This window comes from Saccharomonospora glauca K62 (assembly GCF_000243395.2).
Classification (GTDB): Bacteria; Actinomycetota; Actinomycetes; order Mycobacteriales; family Pseudonocardiaceae; genus Saccharomonospora; species Saccharomonospora glauca.
The window spans coordinates 569,566-587,531 of record NZ_CM001484.1 but is presented as its reverse complement, the minus strand read 5'-3'; the positions used below and the strand labels follow the sequence as shown (position 1 = coordinate 587,531).

General features: G+C 68.4%; 17 protein-coding genes. 7 read left to right on the top strand and 10 right to left on the bottom strand.

All coding sequences use genetic code 11. From position 1 onward, the window contains the following. The first annotated feature begins 89 nt into the window (after nucleotides 1-89). The gene (locus tag SACGLDRAFT_RS02865) at nucleotides 90-1,373 is read left to right on the top strand and encodes a hypothetical protein (RefSeq protein WP_005461611.1); all 1,284 of its coding nucleotides are present in this window, start codon (nucleotides 90-92) and stop codon (nucleotides 1,371-1,373) included. A 68-nt stretch (nucleotides 1,374-1,441) separates the two neighbouring features. On the opposite strand, the gene SACGLDRAFT_RS02860 is transcribed toward SACGLDRAFT_RS02865, so the two are convergent. Further along, nucleotides 1,442-2,245 (bottom strand): aminotransferase class IV family protein, encoded by an 804-nt coding sequence (locus SACGLDRAFT_RS02860; RefSeq protein ID WP_005461610.1) that lies wholly within the window; start codon nucleotides 2,243-2,245, stop codon nucleotides 1,442-1,444. A 27-nt stretch (nucleotides 2,246-2,272) separates the two neighbouring features. Between SACGLDRAFT_RS02860 and SACGLDRAFT_RS02855 the strand changes: the two genes are divergently transcribed. Then, nucleotides 2,273-2,638, top strand: a complete 366-nt coding sequence (locus tag SACGLDRAFT_RS02855; protein ID WP_005461609.1) for a MerR family transcriptional regulator — start codon at nucleotides 2,273-2,275, stop codon at nucleotides 2,636-2,638. A 63-nt stretch (nucleotides 2,639-2,701) separates the two neighbouring features. Here SACGLDRAFT_RS02855 and SACGLDRAFT_RS02850 read toward each other — a convergent pair whose 3' ends face one another. Beyond that, entirely contained in the window at nucleotides 2,702-3,793 is a 1,092-nt protein-coding gene (locus SACGLDRAFT_RS02850; RefSeq protein WP_005461608.1) for an adenosine deaminase, read from the bottom strand. A gap of 241 nt (nucleotides 3,794-4,034) precedes the next feature. On the opposite strand from SACGLDRAFT_RS02850, the gene SACGLDRAFT_RS02845 reads away from it, so the two are divergent. Continuing rightward, nucleotides 4,035-5,081 (top strand): hypothetical protein, encoded by a 1,047-nt coding sequence (locus SACGLDRAFT_RS02845; RefSeq protein WP_005461607.1) that lies wholly within the window; start codon nucleotides 4,035-4,037, stop codon nucleotides 5,079-5,081. A 73-nt stretch (nucleotides 5,082-5,154) separates the two neighbouring features. Here the strand turns inward: SACGLDRAFT_RS02845 and SACGLDRAFT_RS02840 are convergent, their stop codons facing one another. From SACGLDRAFT_RS02840 to SACGLDRAFT_RS02815, 6 genes are all read right to left on the bottom strand, one after another. Beyond that, nucleotides 5,155-6,477, bottom strand: a complete 1,323-nt coding sequence (locus SACGLDRAFT_RS02840) for a thymidine phosphorylase (protein WP_005461606.1) — start codon at nucleotides 6,475-6,477, stop codon at nucleotides 5,155-5,157. Next, nucleotides 6,474-6,872: a cytidine deaminase gene (locus SACGLDRAFT_RS02835; RefSeq protein ID WP_005461605.1), complete on the bottom strand. Its 399-nt coding sequence runs from the start codon at nucleotides 6,870-6,872 to the stop codon at nucleotides 6,474-6,476. The genes SACGLDRAFT_RS02840 and SACGLDRAFT_RS02835 overlap by 4 nt, the downstream gene beginning before the upstream one ends. Further along, on the bottom strand, nucleotides 6,872-8,152 hold the full coding sequence (locus SACGLDRAFT_RS02830) for an ABC transporter permease (protein WP_005461604.1): 1,281 nt from the start codon (nucleotides 8,150-8,152) through the stop codon (nucleotides 6,872-6,874). Before SACGLDRAFT_RS02830 ends, SACGLDRAFT_RS02835 begins: the two co-directional genes overlap by 1 nt. Then, on the bottom strand, nucleotides 8,149-9,243 hold the full coding sequence (locus SACGLDRAFT_RS02825; RefSeq protein WP_005461603.1) for an ABC transporter permease: 1,095 nt from the start codon (nucleotides 9,241-9,243) through the stop codon (nucleotides 8,149-8,151). The genes SACGLDRAFT_RS02830 and SACGLDRAFT_RS02825 overlap by 4 nt, the downstream gene beginning before the upstream one ends. Next, nucleotides 9,240-10,793 carry an ABC transporter ATP-binding protein gene (locus SACGLDRAFT_RS02820; protein WP_005461601.1) on the bottom strand — a complete coding sequence of 518 codons (1,554 nt, stop codon included), beginning with the start codon at nucleotides 10,791-10,793 and terminating at the stop codon, nucleotides 9,240-9,242. The genes SACGLDRAFT_RS02825 and SACGLDRAFT_RS02820 overlap by 4 nt, the downstream gene beginning before the upstream one ends. Before the next feature lie 136 nt (nucleotides 10,794-10,929). Continuing rightward, nucleotides 10,930-12,027 (bottom strand): BMP family lipoprotein, encoded by a 1,098-nt coding sequence (locus SACGLDRAFT_RS02815; protein WP_005461599.1) that lies wholly within the window; start codon nucleotides 12,025-12,027, stop codon nucleotides 10,930-10,932. A gap of 449 nt (nucleotides 12,028-12,476) precedes the next feature. On the opposite strand from SACGLDRAFT_RS02815, the gene sdhC reads away from it, so the two are divergent. Genes sdhC through SACGLDRAFT_RS02795 form a run of 4 tightly spaced genes read left to right on the top strand, consistent with a single transcriptional unit; the run spans nucleotide 12,477 to nucleotide 15,935 of the window. Further along, on the top strand, nucleotides 12,477-12,923 hold the full coding sequence (gene sdhC, locus SACGLDRAFT_RS02810) for a succinate dehydrogenase, cytochrome b556 subunit (RefSeq protein WP_005461593.1): 447 nt from the start codon (nucleotides 12,477-12,479) through the stop codon (nucleotides 12,921-12,923). After that, nucleotides 12,923-13,339: a succinate dehydrogenase hydrophobic membrane anchor subunit gene (locus SACGLDRAFT_RS02805; RefSeq protein ID WP_005461592.1), complete on the top strand. Its 417-nt coding sequence runs from the start codon at nucleotides 12,923-12,925 to the stop codon at nucleotides 13,337-13,339. The genes sdhC and SACGLDRAFT_RS02805 overlap by 1 nt, the downstream gene beginning before the upstream one ends. Before the next feature lie 27 nt (nucleotides 13,340-13,366). After that, nucleotides 13,367-15,154, top strand: coding sequence for a succinate dehydrogenase flavoprotein subunit (sdhA, locus tag SACGLDRAFT_RS02800; protein WP_005461591.1), 1,788 nt, complete (start codon nucleotides 13,367-13,369; stop codon nucleotides 15,152-15,154). 1 nt (nucleotide 15,155) lies between these two features. Then, nucleotides 15,156-15,935, top strand: a complete 780-nt coding sequence (locus SACGLDRAFT_RS02795) for a succinate dehydrogenase iron-sulfur subunit (RefSeq protein WP_005461590.1) — start codon at nucleotides 15,156-15,158, stop codon at nucleotides 15,933-15,935. 116 nt (nucleotides 15,936-16,051) lie between these two features. On the opposite strand, the gene SACGLDRAFT_RS02790 is transcribed toward SACGLDRAFT_RS02795, so the two are convergent. Both SACGLDRAFT_RS02790 and SACGLDRAFT_RS02785 read right to left on the bottom strand, forming a co-directional pair. Beyond that, on the bottom strand, nucleotides 16,052-16,297 hold the full coding sequence (locus SACGLDRAFT_RS02790; protein WP_040918440.1) for an SCO4848 family membrane protein: 246 nt from the start codon (nucleotides 16,295-16,297) through the stop codon (nucleotides 16,052-16,054). 179 nt (nucleotides 16,298-16,476) lie between these two features. Next, nucleotides 16,477-17,847 carry an endo-1,4-beta-xylanase gene (locus SACGLDRAFT_RS02785; protein ID WP_005461588.1) on the bottom strand — a complete coding sequence of 457 codons (1,371 nt, stop codon included), beginning with the start codon at nucleotides 17,845-17,847 and terminating at the stop codon, nucleotides 16,477-16,479. Between the last annotated feature and the right edge of the window lie 119 nt (nucleotides 17,848-17,966).

Below are 17,966 nucleotides of genomic sequence, written 5' to 3'. Positions count from 1 at the left end.
CGCGAAGCCGGAACCCGTAGGCTTCGGCTAACACGTCCGGTTTCGAGCGCCGAGACCCGGCTCGTGCACAGGTGTTTCCGGAGGGCGGAATGGCACAGGATATCATCCCGATCGAACTCGGGCTGCCACAAGGCGATCTGGTGACCCTGTGGGCGCCACGATGGCGGGAGGACGGCGAGGAATGGGAGGCGTTCCTCGGCGACGAGGACGACCTCTACGCGTTCCCCGACGCCGCGCATCTCGCCGCCTACGTGCGCACGGCCGAGCAGCACGACCTGATCGACCACCCCGCGTGGGAGGCCGTGCCCGCCCTCAACGTGCCGGAACTCATCCCGGACGACGACCACTGCTTCGACCTCGTCGGCGTTGCCGAGCTGGTGGCCGAGGAGCCCGACTCCTGGACGCTGGCCGAACTGGCCGAGATCGTCAACATCGTGCGTTCGCTGGCGGACGTGTGTGAGCTGGACGAGGTCCACGAGGTCCTCGACAGCTCGGACGCGTTCTCCTTGCTCAACCAGGGACCGCTCCCGTTCAGCGGCCGCGAGGGCGCGAAGCTGTGGAACGAACTGTCGCGCACGGTCTCGGAAAAGTGGGACGTGGTGCTCGACGCCATCGACGAGCTGGTCACGATCCCGGAGGTCGACTCGGCGACCTTGGACGCCGCCGCCGAGGAACTCGCGGCCTTCCACGAGGAGTCCGCGGAGGCCGAGGCGGGAGTGGACTCCGACGACGACCTCGACCCGGTCGACCGGGACGCGGACGAGGCTGCCGACGACGAGGACTTCGACACGGACTACGACGACGGCGACGAGCCCCCGGGCTTCTGGGCCGAGGTTGGCATCGACCCGATCAAGATCCAGACCTCGTCGCGCGACTACTACACACTGCGCTGCTACCTCGACGACGACCCGGTGTTCCTCGGCTCCGACGGCACCATCGAGGTGTACTCGTCGGAGCGCGCGCTGGCGAGGGCGTTGGCCGACGGGGACAAACTCGCGCACACCGACCTGGCTCAGGTCTCCACGTGGGACGAGGTGCTGGCCGCGGCCACCGCGGGTGAGTTGGAGATCGACGTCGACCCCGACAACACCTACGTCCTGGCCGAACTCGACGCCGACATCGCCGAGGGCGTCGACGCGATCGAGCCGACCCAACTCGAACTCGCCGTCGAGTTGCTTCGGGACGCGGCCGACTGGGCCGGCGACGACGAGGTGTCGAAGGCACTGTCCACCTCCGAGCGGCTGGGCTGGCTGGTCTCGTTCGTCCTGCGGCCGGACCCGATGCGGCTGACCCCGAGCCCGCCGTTCGACACCGAACAGCAGGCGTGGCGTCGGCTCGTCGAGTCGTTCGAGAACCGGCTGCACCTCAACTGACGTCGGGAGCGGGGCCGCGTTTCCGCGGCCCCGGTATCCGTTCGACGCGGAAGCGCGGCTCCGCGAGCTCACACGGTGACGAACGGCTCGTCCTCGTACGCCTCGTGCAACAGCCGAACGAACTCCTCGTCGCCGGTGAATCGATGGTCTCCGATCCGGGCCACCACGACACCGGGCGTCCACGAGTTCATGACGACCGCTGCGGAGTACGCGGACAGACCCGAGACACGAACCTCGGCGGTCCGCTGCGGAACACCTCGGTCGGCGAGCCTGCGGGCGAGAATCCCCATCGTGACTCCCGGCAGCAGGTCGGCCCGCGGCCACACGACGGACTCGCCGTCCCAGAAGGCGAGGTTCCAGATGGTGGCCTCGCTCACGCGGCCGCGACCGTCGACGAACACGGCGTCGTCGAAGCCCCGCGCCACTGCTCGGCGGAGGTAGAAGGTCTTGCCCACCTCGCCGACGTGCTTGAGGTGGGGCAGGTGACGTTCGTGGCGCACGACGTCGAGGCTCAGCGGCCCCGAAGGCGGTTCGGCCGGAGCCGACGATCGCACGAACACGTCGAGTTCGGTCGGTGTCCTCGGAGCCGTGAACTCGCCGGCCCGCTGGGTCACGAAGCAGCTCAACGACGCGTCGGCCCGCCCCGCGGCGATGGCCCGTCGGAGCAGCTCACGCATCCGCTCGTTCGACAGGTGTGTCCCGAACAACTCGTCACTGGCCTCACGCAACCGGGCAAGATGCAGATCGAGACCGCGCACGGCTCCGTTCCTGACCTGAAGCGCGGTGAAATGTGCGTACCCGGCGAACGCCACGGACGCGAGCTGCTCCGCGGTCGCCTCGATTCCGTTGAGCTGGACTGTCGAGGGGATCATGGTGCCGAACCGTAGGGGGTGACACCAGTGTCACGTGCAAGCGCGAAAACGCTCACGATCGGCGAGCTGTCGGCCGCGACCGGCGTCAGCCGTCGGCTTCTGCGCTACTACGAGGCCAGGGGGTTGATCGTCGCGACCCGGTCGAGCGGTGGGCACCGACTCTACGACCCCGCCACGGTCGAGGTCGTCGGCCACATCCGTGACCTGCTGGCCGCGGGGCTGCCCACGCGGGTCATCGGCGAGCTGTTGACATGTATCCGCGAACCCGGCCGGTTGGAGCCCTGCGCCGTACCGACGCTGGTCGAACATCTTCGGGAGTTCGACGAACGGATCGCGTCCCTCACCAGCACCCGCGAGACCCTGGCCGGACTCATCGCCAGCAGCACCCGCTGAGCCCGGTTCCCGGCCCCGCGCCGCGTGGCCGGGTTCGAGCACTCGGCCACGCGGCGAGACGGCTCACACGCGCTCGGCGTACCAGGGCTTGATCACGTTGTTGATGATGTCGAGCCGCTCGTCGAAGGAGACGAACGCCGACTTCATGGCGTTGATCGTGCACCACTGCACGTCGGACCAGTCGAATCCGAAGGCGTCCACCAGCGCCGCGAACTCCGACGAGACCGAACACCCGCTCATCAACCGGTTGTCGGTGTTGACCGTGACCCGGAAACGCAACTTCGCGAGCAGTCCGATGGGGTGCTCGGCGATCGAGGACGCGGCGCCCGTCTGGACGTTCGACGACGGGCACACCTCCAGCGGGATGCGACGGTCCCGCACGTAGGCGGCGAGCCTGCCGAGGGACACGCTGCCGTCGTCGGCCGTGGTGATGTCGTCGACGATGCGGACGCCGTGTCCCAGCCGCTCCGCCCCGCAGTGCTGGATGGCCTCCCAGATCGAGGCCAGCCCGAAGGCCTCACCGGCGTGGATGGTGAAGTGGGCGTTCTGCTCGCGCAGGAACTCGAACGCGTCCAGGTTGCGGGTGGGCGGGTAGCCCGCCTCGGGTCCCGCGATGTCGAACCCGACGACCCCGCGGTCGCGGTAGCGCACGGTGAGGTCGGCGATCTCCAGGGCCCGCGCGTGCTGGCGCATGGCACACAGCAATTGCCCCACGCGAATCTGCTTGCCGCGCTCGGCGGCGGCCTTACGGCCGCGCTCGAACCCGTCCTGCACGGCCTCCACCACGGCCTCCAGCGACAGCCCGCGCTCGACGAACAGCTCCGGCGCGTACCGCACCTCGGCGTAGACCACGCCGTCGTCGGCCAGGTCCTCCACGCACTCGGCGGCGACCCGCGACAACGCCTCCTCAGTCTGCATGACCCCGCAGGTGTGCGCGAAGGTCTCCAGGTACTTCTCCAAAGAACCCGAGTCGGCCGCGTCGCGGAACCACCGGCCGAGCTCGTCAACGTCGGTGGTGGGCAGACCGGAGTAGCCGGTCTCGTCGGCCAGTTCGACGACGGTGCCGGGTCGCAGCCCGCCGTCGAGGTGATCGTGGAGCAGCACCTTGGGCGCGCTGCGAAGCTCTTGCGGAGTCGGAACGGTTCGCGTCGACATGCGACGACGGTACCCGCGGCCCCTACACACGAGTGTGCGACATCCACTATCGCCCCGGTGTCGCCCGTTCCGGGCTTCAAGTCTCACTCTGTACTCGAACCTTGAACGGTGACCAGCTCGTTATTCAATCGTCGGAGTCGCACGTCACGCGGTACGCGGTCGGGGGGTATACCCTCCGCAGTCAATCGATCGCTACGCTGCTTTGGACGTCCCATCTTCCCGCCGATGAAGGACAACCGCAGTGACGACTGACAACCACCTCGCAGCCCCGTCCTTCGACCGGATGCGCAACATGCTGGTGCGCGCGGCCGAGGTCCGGGAGAGCGAACAGCAGCAGATCTTCGACGCGCTCGACGACATCTACGCCCGCCTCGCGCCGGTGGACTCGCTCGGCGCCGTCCGTAAGCGACTCTCCGAACTGCCCGACCGGACCGAGATGAGCGTGCTCGCCGAGCGGCTCGACGAGGCCATGACCCGCCTGGAGGCGCAGGACAACGCTCTGGCGGAGCTGGCCCGGTCCGTGGAGGCCATCGTCGACAAGCTCGCGAAGCCCTTCGCACAGCTCGACGGCAGGCTCGACGGCGTCGCCGCCCGGTTCGAAGGCGTCTCGGGTCGGATGGACGGCCTGGAGGACAAGCTCGCAAACATCCACCGCAGGCTCGACGAGCTGGGCAACCACCTCGACAAGCAGGACATCAAGATCGACAACATTCCCACCGCGGTCCAGGGCCCGGTGCGCGAGCGCCTCGACACGCTGGAGACGGGCCTCAAGGAGCGGGTCGAGCGGCTCGAAACCGATTCCAAGGAGCGGCTGGCCTCCACCACGGACTCGCTGCGCTCGGCGTTGTCCGACACCGCGGAAGTCCTCGACCCGACGGCTCGCTTCGACGCGTTGGGCGAGCGGCTGGAGAACCTGGGCAACCGGCTCGACGAACTGGCGAACCGGCTGGACAAGGTCGAGGAGAACGTCGCGGCGCGCCTCGGCGAGCTGGACGGTTCGATCAAGTCGGGAATCTCGCAGGTCGAGGGCACCCTGGCGCAGCAGCCGGACAACGAGTACTTCGCGTCCGTGGTGCGCAAGAGCAACGAGGAGTCCGAGCGGCGCATCGGCGGCCAACTCGACGAGGCCATGGCCACGTTCGCGGAGTTGATGCTCGGTGGCGGCCCCGCGCCGCAGCCCGCCATCACGGCCCCGCCCGCCCCGAGGCAGCCGCGTCGCCGCAACACCAGGAGCGGCAAGAACTCCGACGCGAAGTCGAAGGCCGCGGACACCGACTCCGACGACTGACGAAAAGGGCCCGGTCCTCCCCCGGCTCGCGCCGAGCGGGGTTCGGGACCGGGCCCTCACGGGATGCGGCCGGTCAGGATCGACCGCTTTCCCACCGTTCCAGCACGACGCCCTCGTTCGCCTTCCCGGCGGCGAGGGCGTCGTCGTCCGCGCCCTTCTCGTCGATCGTGAGCGCCGCGTCGAGCAACGGCAGGGCCGCGGCCACGGCCTCGGGGGTGTCGGTGTGGAGTTCGAACAGCGGCTGCCCGCGTTCGACGCGCTCACCGGGCTTGGCCAGGCACAACACCCCGGCCGCCGACTGCACGGGGTCGCCCTTGCGGGCCCGTCCCGCCCCGAGCCGCCACGCGGCCACGCCGATGTCGTAGGCGTCCAGGCCGGTCACGACGCCCGACTCGGTCGCCTCGACCACGTGCACGTGAGCCGGCTTCGGCAAGGGGGCCTCGGGGTCCCCTCCCTGGGCACGGATCATGCGGCACCACGTCTCGTACGCCCGGCCCGAGGCCAGCACCCGCGCCGGGTCGACGTCACCGAGCCCGGCCAACGCGAGCATCTCGCGGGCTAGCGCCAGCGTGAGCTCCACGACGTCGGCAGGGCCCCCGCCCCGCAGTACCTCGACGGCCTCCGCCACCTCGACCGCGTTGCCGACCGCCGCACCCAGCGGCGTCCCCATGTCGGTGAGCAGGGCCGTGGTGGCCACGTCGTGCGCCGCGCCGATCTCCACCAGGCTGGCCGCGAGCGCGCGGGCCTGCTCCCGCGTCTTCATGAAGGCGCCGGAGCCGACCTTCACGTCGAGCACCAACCGCCCGGCGCCTTCGGCGATCTTCTTGCTCATGATCGAGCTGGCGATCAGCGGCACGGCTTCGACGGTGGCCGTGACGTCGCGCAACGCGTACAGCTTGCGGTCGGCGGGCGCCAAGGTCGGCGTGGCGGCGCACACCACCGCACCGACCTCCTCCAATTGCGCGGTGATCTCGTCGGTCGACAGCTCGGCCCGCCAGCCGGGGATGGACTCCAGCTTGTCGAGCGTGCCACCCGTGTGCCCGAGCCCCCGCCCCGACAACTGCGGCACCGCGGCGCCGCAGGCCGCCACGAGCGGGGCCAGCGGCAGGGTGATCTTGTCGCCGACGCCGCCCGTCGAGTGCTTGTCCACCGTCGGCCGCGAGCACTTGAGGGCCAACCGCTCGCCCGAGTCGATCATCGCGCCGGTCCACCGCGCCGTCTCCTCGGCGTCCATTCCACGCAGGAAGATGGCCATCGCGAGCGCCGCCATCTGCTCGTCACCGACCACGCCGCGCGTGTAGGCGTCGATCACCCAGTCGATCTGCTCCCCGGTCAGCCGCGAACCGTCCCGTTTGGCCCTGATGACGTCGACCGCGGCGAAGGGCTCGGTGGTCATGACGGCAGGTCCTCCGGTCCGAACGCCTGCGGCAGCACCGCCGACATCGGCTGCACCCCGGCGGGCGTGTCGACGAGACACTCGGCGCCACCGAACTCGTAGATCAACTGCCGGCAGCGGCCGCACGGCATCAGCAACTCGCCCTCCCCGGAACGGCACGCCACCGCCACGAACCGGCCCCCGCCGGAGAGCCGAAGCTGCCCGGTCATGGTGGCCTCGGCACACAGACCGAGGCCGTAGGAGGCGTTCTCCACGTTGCATCCGGTGACGACACGGCCGTCGTCGGTCAGCGCGGCCGCGCCCACCAGCAGGCGCGAGTACGGCGCGTACGCCTTCCGCGCCGCCGACGTCGCCTCCGCCCTCAGCCGTTCCCAGTCGATCGGGTTGTCGGGCATCAGTCGCTCTCCCCTCGCCGATACCGCTTGCCGACCGCCTTCGGCGGGCGCAGCTTCTGCGCCGCCACGGCCAACACGATGATGGTGACGAAGTGCGGCGTGTACGGGATCAGCTCACGCGGCAGCTCGTCGTTGGCCCAGTACACGTAGTAGAGCGCGGCGGCCCCGAGCCCCGCGAGGACGGCGGCGAGCCAACGCTTGCGCACCAGCTGCACCACCGCGATCACCACCAGCAGGAGCACCGCGCCGTAGCACAGCGCCAGCACGGCCTCCCCGCCCGCCGAGAGCTGAAGACCGTCGGAGTAACCGAACAGCGCCGCCCCGCCCAGCAGCCCGCCGGGCCGCCAGTTACCGAAGATCATCGCCGCGAGTCCGATGTAGCCGCGGCCGTTGGTCTGGTTCTCCAGGTAGTCGGCGCCACCCGCCAGCAGCACCAGCGACGCGCCGCCCATACCGGCGAGACCACCGGACACCAACAGGGCCGCGTACTTGTGCACGTAGACGTTCACGCCGAGCGACTCGGCGGCCACCGGATTCTCACCGCACGAGCGCAGCCGCAGCCCGAACCGGGTGCGCCACAGCACGAGGTAGCTAAGCGGCACCAGCAGCAGTCCCAGCATCGCCAGCGGCGACACCTGTGTGACGAGCCCTCGCAACAGGCCCGCCGCGTCGGAGATCCCGACTCGCTGGGCGTCCTCCAACTCCTTGAGCCAGTCGGCGAGGAACGTCGCGGAGTAGGTGTCGAACTTCGGCACGGGCGGCGACTGCCTCGGGTTGCCGGACAGCGGCTCGAACACGAGGTCGGCGAGGTACTTCGCCACGCCGAGCCCGAGGAGGTTGATGGCCACACCAGACACGATGTGGTTCACCCCGAACGTCACCGTGGCCACGGCGTGCAGCAACCCTCCGAGCGCGCCGAAGACGATCGCCGCGAGCAGACCGGCCCACACGCCGCCGTAGTACGCCCCCCAGGCCGCGCCCCACGTGCCGAGGATCATCATGCCTTCGAGGCCGATGTTGATGACGCCCGCCCGTTCGGCCCACAGCCCGCCGAGCGCGGCGAACAGGATGGGCAGGGCCAGCCTCAGCGCGGTCTGCGACGTGTTGCTCGACGTGAGCGTGTCGATGCCGGTGAGATAGGACGTGGTGGACAACACCGCGATGGCCGCGACGGCCCACAACACGCCCCGCAGCCAGCCCGGCATCGGACGCCGTTCGCGCGGAACCTGTTTCGTCGCGCCCGCCGCGTTCGGGGACCCGGTCTCGACCGTGGTGCTCACACCGCACCTCCCTGGCTGACGCTCGCGGGCAGGCCGTTACGGGTCTGCCGACCCACCCGGCGCTGCTCGGCGGCGAGTTCCGCTCGTTTGACGATTTCGTAGGCGACCACGACTGAGAGCACGATCGTGCCCTGGATGATCGTGGCGATTTCCCTCGGCACCCCGATGGTCTCCAGCGACACGGCCGACTTGTCGAGGAAGGCCCACAGCAGCGCGCCGAAGGCGACCCCGACGGGGTGGTTGCGGCCGAGCAGCGCCACCGCGATGCCGGTGAAGCCGTAGCCCTGGGTCGCGGTCATGGCGTAGACGTGGTCGCGGCCGAGCAGCTCCGGCATCGCGATGAGGCCGGCGACCGCGCCGGACAACAACATCGCGATCATCGTCATCCGCTTGGCGCTCACCCCACCGGCCGTGGCGGCCGTGGGCGACTCACCGCTGGCCTGGAGTTCGAACCCGAACCGCGTGCGGTTGAGCAGGAACCAGTACCCGACGCCCAAGGCGATGGCGATGAAGACCGAACCGAACAGTGTGCCGGCCGCCCCGAGCGGGATGCCGGGAATCCATCCGGTCTCCGGGATCACGGCGGTGCTGATGTTGTTGCCCCGCTGCACGCCGAACTGCTCGGCGCTGATCAGGTAGGCCACGATGCCGAAGACGATCGAGTTCAACATGATCGTCGTGATCACCTCGGACACGCCGCGGGTGACCTTCAGGATCGCGGGCAACAGCGCGTACGCGGCGCCGGAGAGCATGGCCACCGCGAGAATCGCCAGCACGTGCAGCACCGGGGGCAGCTCCATCGCCGCGCCCACGATGGCGGCGACCACGGCGGCGAACCGGTACTGGCCCTCGACCCCGATGTTGAACAGGTTCATTTGGAAGCCGACGGCGACGGCCAGACCGGCGAAGTAGTAGACCACCGCGAGGTTCACGGTGTCGACGGCCGTGGTGCCCTCGAACAATTTCGCGCCCATGGTCGCGAACGCTTCGAGCGGATTGGCGTCCGAAAGCAGCAGCGCGATGGACGACAGCGCCATGGCGAACAGAATCGCCATGACGGGTGGAAGCAGGGCGGTACGCCAGGAGATCATGCGACGTCCTCGGGAAGAGAGTGGCTCTCACCGGCACCCGTCATGGCCGAGCCCAGCTCGGCGGGCGTGACGGTGGCGGGATCGGCCTCACTGACCAACCTGCCGCGCAACATGACGCGGATGGTGTCCGACAACCCGATCAACTCGTCGAGGTCGGCGGAGATGAGCAGCACCGCGAGTCCCTCGCGACGAGCTGCCCTGATGCGGTCCCAGATCAGGGCCTGCGCCCCGACGTCGACGCCACGGGTCGGGTGGGAGGCGATCAACAACACGGGGTCGCCGGACAGTTCCCTGCCGACGATGAGTTTTTGCTGGTTACCACCGGAGAGCGCCCCCACGGCGACCTCGACGCCGGGCGTGCGGACGTCGTAGTCGGAGACGATGCGGCGGGTGTCCTCACGGGCGGCGGCGAGGTCGAGGATGCGACCGTTCGACACCGGCCTACGGGTCTGGTAACCGAGGATGCGATTCGCCCACAACGGACGGGTGAGCAGCAGGCCGTGACGGTGGCGGTCCTCGGCGATGTAGCCAATGCCCGCCTCCCGGCGCGCCAGCGTGCCGAGCTTGGTGATGTCGCGCGTGTTGCCCTCGGCGTCGACGAGTTCGATCCGTCCCGCCGAGGCCTTGCGCATGCCCATGATGGTCTCGACCAGTTCGGTCTGGCCGTTGCCCTCGACGCCGGCGATGCCCAGCACCTCCCCGGCCCGCACGGTCAGCGACACGTCGTCGAGCACGGCCCGCTCGGAGTCCTCGGCGTTCAACCGCAGGTTCTCCACGCGCAGCACGACCCGGTCGGTGACGGTGGACTCACGGGTCTCCGGGCTCGGCAGCTGCGAGCCGACCATCATCTCGGCCAGCTCGCGCGAACTCACCTCGCGCGGGTTCACGGTGCCGACCGTGGTTCCCCGCCGGATCACTGTGGCACTGTCGGCGATCTTGCGGACCTCGTCGAGCTTGTGGGAGATGAAGATGAAGGTGTAGCCCTGGTCGCGCATGGCACGCACGGTGTCGAACAGCGCGTCGACCTCCTGCGGCACGAGCACGGCCGTGGGCTCGTCGAGGATCACGATGCGGGCGCCGCGGTAGAGCACCTTGACGATCTCCACGCGCTGGCGGTCCGCGACGCCGAGGTTCTCCATCAGGCTGTCGAAGTTGACACGCAGGCCCGTGCGCTCGGCGAGTTCGGCCATCTTCCGGGTCGCGGCCTTGCCGATGCCGTGCAGTCCCTCGGCTCCGAGGAGCACGTTCTCCTTGACGGTGAGGTTGTCGGCGAGCATGAAGTGCTGATGCACCATGCCGATGCCCGCCTTGATGGCGTCCTGCGGATTGCGCAGGCGCACTTCCTCACCGTTGATGGCGATGGTGCCCTCGTCCGGCTGCTGCATGCCGTAGAGGATCTTCATCAAGGTGGACTTGCCCGCGCCGTTCTCGCCGCACACCGCGTGGACCTCACCGGCGCGCACGGTCAGGTGCACGTCCGAGTTGGCCACCACGCCGGGGAATCGCTTGGTGATTCCCTTCAGTTCGACCGCGGGTCGGGATTCGGTCATGTCGTGAAAGCTCCCCACGGCTGTCGAGGGCCCGCCTGCGGACCGCCGACAGCCCGTCATCCGACGGCGCGGGGGCCGATGGGAGGGATCGCCTCCCATCGGCCCCACCACCGCACGGAAATTCGAGAGTGGTCGGTTACGGGGTGGGCGAGACCTCGATCTCGCCGGCCACGATCTGCGCCTTGTAGCCGTCGAGAACGTCGGTGATGTCGTCGACCTTGCCACCGGAGGTGGAGTAGGCCACGCCGTCAACCGACAGGTCGAAGCGCTCGGGCAGGGAGTCCAGGTCGTCCTCCGCGACGGCGCGGATGTAGTCGTAGACCGCGACGTCCACGCGCTTGAGCATCGACGTCATGATCACGTCCTTGACGTCGGCGACGGTCTTCTGCTCGTACTGGTCGGAGTCGACGCCGATCGCCAGCGCGCCACCGGCCTTGGCCGCCTCGAACACGCCCTTACCGGAGGCGCCCGCGGCGTGGTACAGCACGTCGGCACCCTTGTCGATCTGAGCCTTGGCCACCACGTTGCCCTTGCCGGGGTCGTTGAAGCCGGAGATGTCGCCCGCCGGGGTCAGGTAGTCGACCTCGATCTTGACCTTGTCGGAGACGGCCTTCGCGCCCTGCACGAAACCCGCCTCGAACTTCTGGATCAGCGGGGTGTTCACGCCACCGACGAAGCCGACGTGGCAGTTCTCGCTCTTGTAGACGGCCGCCACCCCGGCCAGGAAGGAGCCCTCCTCCTCGGCGAACACCAGCGGAGTCACGTTCGGCTGGTCCACCGAGTCGTCGTCCACGATGGCGAAGTGGGTGTCGGGGTACTTCGGCGCGACGGCGTTCAACGCGTCGGCGTAGGCGAAGCCGACGGCGATGATCGGGTCGTAGCCCTGCTCCGCCATCTGCCGCAGTCGCTGCTGCTTGGCGTCCTCGGACTCGGTGCCGGCGGCCGTGCTCTCGGTCGTGTCGCCCACGCCCATGTCCTCGACGGCCTTGTCGACCCCGGCCGCCGCCGCGTCGTTGAACGAGGCGTCACCCCGGCCGCCCACGTCGAACGCGAGCCCGACCTTCAGATCACTGGCGTCGACGTCTTCGGCCGCCTCCCGTTCGCTGCTACTGGCCTCGGCCCGTGGCGGCGCGGCCGCGGTCACGCACTCGCCGTTTCCCTCTCCGCCGTCACCCGCGGCGCTGTTGTCGCCGGAGTCCTTGGCACAGGCCGTCAACGCCAACACGCCGGTCATGGCGATAGCCGCCAGCGCTGCACCACGCTTTCGACGCACGGTGTGTCTCCCTTCCCGCCGTTTTCCCAGCGGAACGCACCTCAAGGAAGTGCCCGACGCGAAGCGTCCGGGCGATTGGCGAACGGTACCGTCTGCGGAAAGCGACGTCACACAGTGGCCGTTCGGCGTAATCCAAATGTTCACGACTCACCCCGCTGGGCTACCTATAGAACACTCTCTGTAACCAAAAAGAGAGAACTGAATCGGTACGGCTCCGGCCGCCGAGAGCCCCGAAGTACGGGCGGACGTCAAATCCGTGTCTGGTCCATCACAGCGGCCAACCCCAAGGGGGGGTCGGGTGTCAAGGGCCGGTCTAGCATCCTGGGATAACCACGCCCATGCGGGTTGCGGCACGTAAAGCCGCAGGTCGCCGGGCACAGTCCATCAGTGACGTTGGAGGCCGTACACCGATGTCCACCACTGCGAGCAGCACCGCCACGGCGGCTGCGAGTGATCGGGCAGGCGCCTCACGTCGGAGCGGTACGTTCTATCGTGGCGACCCCGGCATGTGGTCCTGGGTGCTGCACCGCATCACCGGCGTGCTCACGTTCTTCTTCCTGTTCGTCCACGTACTCGACACCGCGCTGGTCCGGGTCTCGCCGAACTCCTACGACGCGATCATCGAGACCTACAAGACCCCGATCGTCAACCTCATGGAGGTCGGCCTCGTCGGTGCGGTCCTCTACCACGCACTCAACGGCATCAGGGTCATCCTGGTCGACTTCTGGTCCAAGGGCGCCAAGTACCAGCGCGTCATGCTCTGGTCGATCATCGGTGTCTGGGTGCTGGTGATGATCCCCGGCGCCTACTTCATGCTCGAACGCACCGTGAGCGAACTCCTCGGAGGCGGCAACTGATGGCTGAGACACTCAACCTCGACAAGCCGCGCTCCCCCCGCAGGCCCGCGGCTCGACGCAACAACTTCGAGCTCTACAGCTGGCTGTTCATGCGCATCTCGGGCCTGCTGCTCGTGGTGCTGGTGCTCGGCCACCTGTTCATCATGAACATCCTCGACGGGGGTGTTCACCGGATCAACTTCGCCTTCGTCGCGGGCCGCTGGTCGTCGCCCTTCTGGCAGTTCTGGGACCTGGCGATGCTGTGGCTGGCGATGATCCACGGCGGCAACGGCCTTCGCACGATCATCGACGACTACTCGCGTCGGGACAGCACCCGCTTCTGGCTGAAGATGGTGCTCTACGTCGCCGTGGCCGTCATCCTGCTGCTGGGCACCCTGGTGATCTTCACCTTCGATCCGAACCTCCCGGCCGACTGACCCCACCACACGAAAGCGACGCTTGAGATGCAGTTCCACAAGTACGACGTGGTCATCGTCGGGGCGGGCGGCGCGGGTATGCGCGCGGCGATCGAAGCCGGTCAGCGTGCCCGCACCGCGGTACTCACGAAGCTCTACCCGACGCGCTCCCACACCGGCGCTGCCCAGGGCGGTATGTGCGCGGCCCTGGCCAACGTCGAGGAGGACAACTGGGAGTGGCACACCTTCGACACCATCAAGGGCGGTGACTACCTCACCGACCAGGACGCCGCGGAGATCATGGCCAAGGAGGCCATCGACGCGGTCCTCGACTTGGAGAAGATGGGTCTGCCGTTCAACCGCACCCCGGACGGCAAGATCGACCAGCGCCGGTTCGGCGGCCACACCCGTGAGCACGGCAAGGCGGCGGTGCGCCGCGCGTGCTACGCGGCCGACCGCACCGGTCACATGATCCTGCAGACGCTGTACCAGAACTGCGTCAAGCACGGCATCGAGTTCTTCAACGAGTTCTACGTCCTCGACATCGCCCTGACCGAGACGGCCGACGGCCCGGTGGCCTCCGGTGCCATCGCCTACGAGCTGGCCACCGGCGAGATCCACGTGTTCCAGGCGAAGTCGATCATCTTCGCCACGGGCGGGTTCGGAAAGGTCTTCAAGACCACGTCCAACGCGCACACGCTCACCGGTGACGGCATGGGCATCTACGCGCGCAAGGGCCTGCCGCTGGAGGACATGGAGTTCTACCAGTTCCACCCGACCGGCCTGGCGGGCCTGGGCATCCTCCTCACCGAGGGTGCGCGTGGCGAGGGCGCCATCCTGCGCAACGCCGACGGCGAGCGGTTCATGGAGCGCTACGCCCCCACCATCAAGGACCTCGCGCCGCGCGACATCGTCGCCCGGTCGATGGTGCTGGAGGTGCTGGAGGGCCGGGGCGCGGGTCCGAACAAGGACTACGTGCTGCTCGACTGCACCCACCTCGGCGCGGAGGTGCTGGAGACCAAGCTGCCCGACATCACCGAGTTCGCCCGCACCTACCTGGGCGTGGACCCGGTGAAGGAGCCCGTGCCGGTGTACCCCACCGCGCACTACGCGATGGGCGGCATCCCCACCAACGTGCACGGCGAGGCGCTGCGCGACAACGAGAACATCGTGCCGGGCCTGTACGCCGCCGGTGAGTGCGCGTGCGTGTCCGTGCACGGCGCGAACCGGCTGGGCACCAACTCGCTGCTCGACATCAACGTGTTCGGGCGCAGGGCGGGCATCGCCGCCGCGGAGTACGCCAACTCGCACGACTTCGCGGAGCTCCCCGAGGACGCCGCGAAGATGGTCGAGGGCATGGTCAACCACCTGCGCACCGCCACCGGCGGCGAGCGGGTGGCCGACATCCGCAGCGAGCTGCAGGCCACCATGGACGCCAACGCGGCCGTGTACCGCACCGAGGACACGCTGAAGCAGGCGTTGAGCGACATCCAGGCGCTCAAGCAGCGCTACGGACGCATCTCGGTGATGGACAAGGGCAAGCGGTACAACACCGACCTGCTGGAGGCCATCGAGCTCGGGTTCCTGCTGGACCTGGCCGAGATCCTGGTGAACGCGGCGCTGGCCCGCAAGGAGTCCCGCGGCGGACACGCCCGCGAGGACTACCCGGACCGCGACGACGTCAACTTCATGCGGCACTCGATGTCGTACAAGGTGCTGCCGGAGAAGGAGGACCCGGACGCCCCGCTCGGCCTCACCGGGTTCACCGCCGACATCCGCCTGGACTACAAGCCGGTGACCTTCACCCGGTACGAACCGATGGAGCGGAAGTACTGATATGACTGCCACGGTTTCCGAGGGCTCTCACGACACCTCGCAAATTCCCGCACCGGAGGGGTCGGTCACCGTCACGGTGAAAATCCTCCGGTTCAACCCGGAGGTGGACTCCGAGCCGCACTGGGAGTCCTACGACGTCCCGGCGCTGCCCACCGACCGCGTGCTGAACCTGCTGTTCAACATCAAGAACTACGTGGACGGCACGCTGGCCTTCCGCCGCTCCTGCGCGCACGGCATCTGCGGGTCCGACGCCATGCAGATCAACGGCGTGAACCGCCTGGCCTGCAAGGTGCTGGTGAAGGACCTGCTGGCCAAGGAGGGCAAGAAGACCACCATCACCATCGCCCCGATCAAGGGCCTGCCGACGATGAAGGACCTCTACGTCGACATGGAGCCCTTCTTCGAGGCGTACCGGTCGGTGAAGCCCTACCTCATCGCCTACGGCAACGAGCCGACGCGCGAGCGCATCCAGTCGCCCGCCGATCGCGAGCGCTTCGACGACACCACCAAGTGCATCCTGTGCGCGGCGTGCACGTCGTCGTGCCCGGTGTACTGGGCCGACGGGTCGTACTTCGGCCCGGCGGCAATCGTCAACGCGCACCGGTTCATCTTCGACTCGCGTGACGAGGGCGCCGAGGAGCGGCTGGACATCCTCAACGACTCCGAGGGCGTGTGGCGCTGCCGCACGACGTTCAACTGCACCGACGCGTGCCCGCGCGGCATCCAGATCACCAAGGCCATCCAGGAGGTCAAGCGCGCGCTGCTGTTCAAGCGCGTGTGAGGCTCCGAGCGGCTACGACGAAGGCCACCCCTCCGTGTCTCGCGGTCGGGTGGCCTTCGTCGTTTCGTCGAGTTCTACAGGCCTCGGGCCTCGGCGGGCGTCACGGCGGATGGGGGCTACTGGGCGGGCTCCCGGTTCCGCGAGGCCCGCAGGCCCCGCCAGCCGATCACGCCGATGATCGTGCCCAGCACGAACGAGGTCACCGCGAGCAACAGGTGCACCCAGAAAAACGACGTGGGCGAACCGTCGGCGTCCCAGGCGTTGTCGCTGGCCCAGAGATTGCGGGCGAACGTGATCCAGATGATCCAGGACCACACCCCGAACGCCGTCAGGAACAGGGAGGTACGGCGAGACATCCGCATACCGCCAGTATCTCCCCGCGTCGTCGCCGAGGACCCGCACGGGTGCTCAGCGCCACGTTCGACCGCACCGACGCGATGCGGCCCGAGCATGGACGGGGGCCGATCCGGTCTTGCGACCGAACCGGCCCCGTTGCCGTTCTCCCACCCTCACCCGGCGCGGAGTGGGAGCCCGGTGGTACCTAGGAGGCGACGCAGGAGCCCAACGTCGGCGGCGCCCAGTTGCCGTTCGTCATGACGGTGAAACCGAAGGTCGTCTGTCCTCCCGCGGGGAGGCCACTGGTCGACCGCATCGTCATGACGTTGCCGCTGGTGTCCCAACTCGCTTCACCGTTCCAGGTCGCCGAGATCTTCTGCGGCGGGGTCACGGTGACGGTGGTGCTCCACGAACGGATCGCCTCGTTCCCCGCCCGGACGGTGACCTCGCCGTTGAACCGGTCGCCCCACCGCTGGGTCTCGGCGTAGGTCACGGTGCAGGTGGCACCCCCGCCGCCGTCACCGCCGTCACCGCCACCGGCGTTGAGGAGCGTGTCGAGCACCGCGTAGTAGGCCTGCTTGGGGTTGTAGTTGCCGTCGAACAGCAGCGGCGTGTCCTCCGCACGCCAGGAGTACTTGTCGGTCACGCCCCAGACAGTGATGCCGGTGCACTTGGGCACGGCCAGGCAGGCCAACGTGACACCGCCGAACTGCTCCGCCTGCGAGTCACCCCAGCCCGCGATGTCCAGCTCGGTGATCTGGACCTCCACGCCGAGGTCGGCGAAGTTCTGCAGCGTGATGTGGTAGTTCTCCGGCACCGGGTTGCCGCTGTTGAAGTGCGCCTGGAAGCCGACGCAGTCGATCGGCACGCCGCGGCTGACGAAGTCGGCCACCATGTTGTACACGGCCTGGGTCTTGGCCGTGTTCCAGGCGTCGGTGTTGTAGTCGTTGTAGCAGAGGGTGGCGTCCGGATCGACCTCGTGGGCGATGTAGAAGGCCTCCTCGATCCAGCTGTCACCGAGCACGCGCTGGAACACCGAGTTACGGCGCGCCCCGCTGCTGCCGTCCTCGAACGCCTCGTTCACCACGTCCCAGGAGCGGACCTGCCCCTTGTAGTGCTCCATCACGGTGGTGATGTGGTTGCGCATCACCTGCCGCAGCTCGTCCGGGGAGCTGATGTTCTGGACCCAGCTGGGCAGCTGCGAGTGCCAGACCAGGGTGTGCCCGCGGATTTCCATGCCCTGCTGACGGGCGTGTTCGGCGATGCGGTCGGCGGTACTGAAGTCGAAGTACCCCGGAGAGGGCTGGAGGCTCTCCCACTTCCACGAGTTCTCGGCGGTGATGCTGTTGAACTCCCGGTTGAGAGTGGCCGTGTAGTCCTGTTCACCGAGTCTGCCGGCCGCGACCGCGGTACCGAAATAACGGCCCGTCGCGGCGGCGGCCTCGGCAAGTGTGGTCTGCGCACTCGCCGTCCCCGCCGCGGCGACGAGTCCACCCGCGGTCATCACACCGACTACGGCCGCCGTGACGGCCTTCCTCAACCGGGTCCTCACCCGACTTTGGTGTGCCGTACTCATCTTCCGAGTCCTTTCGTCGAGGACATGGCGACGTCGCGAAGGCGCCCGCCCCATCGCGGTCGTTACCCTCCGCGATCAAGACACCGCGCCAGGCGACGACAGCACGGAAGTATGACAAC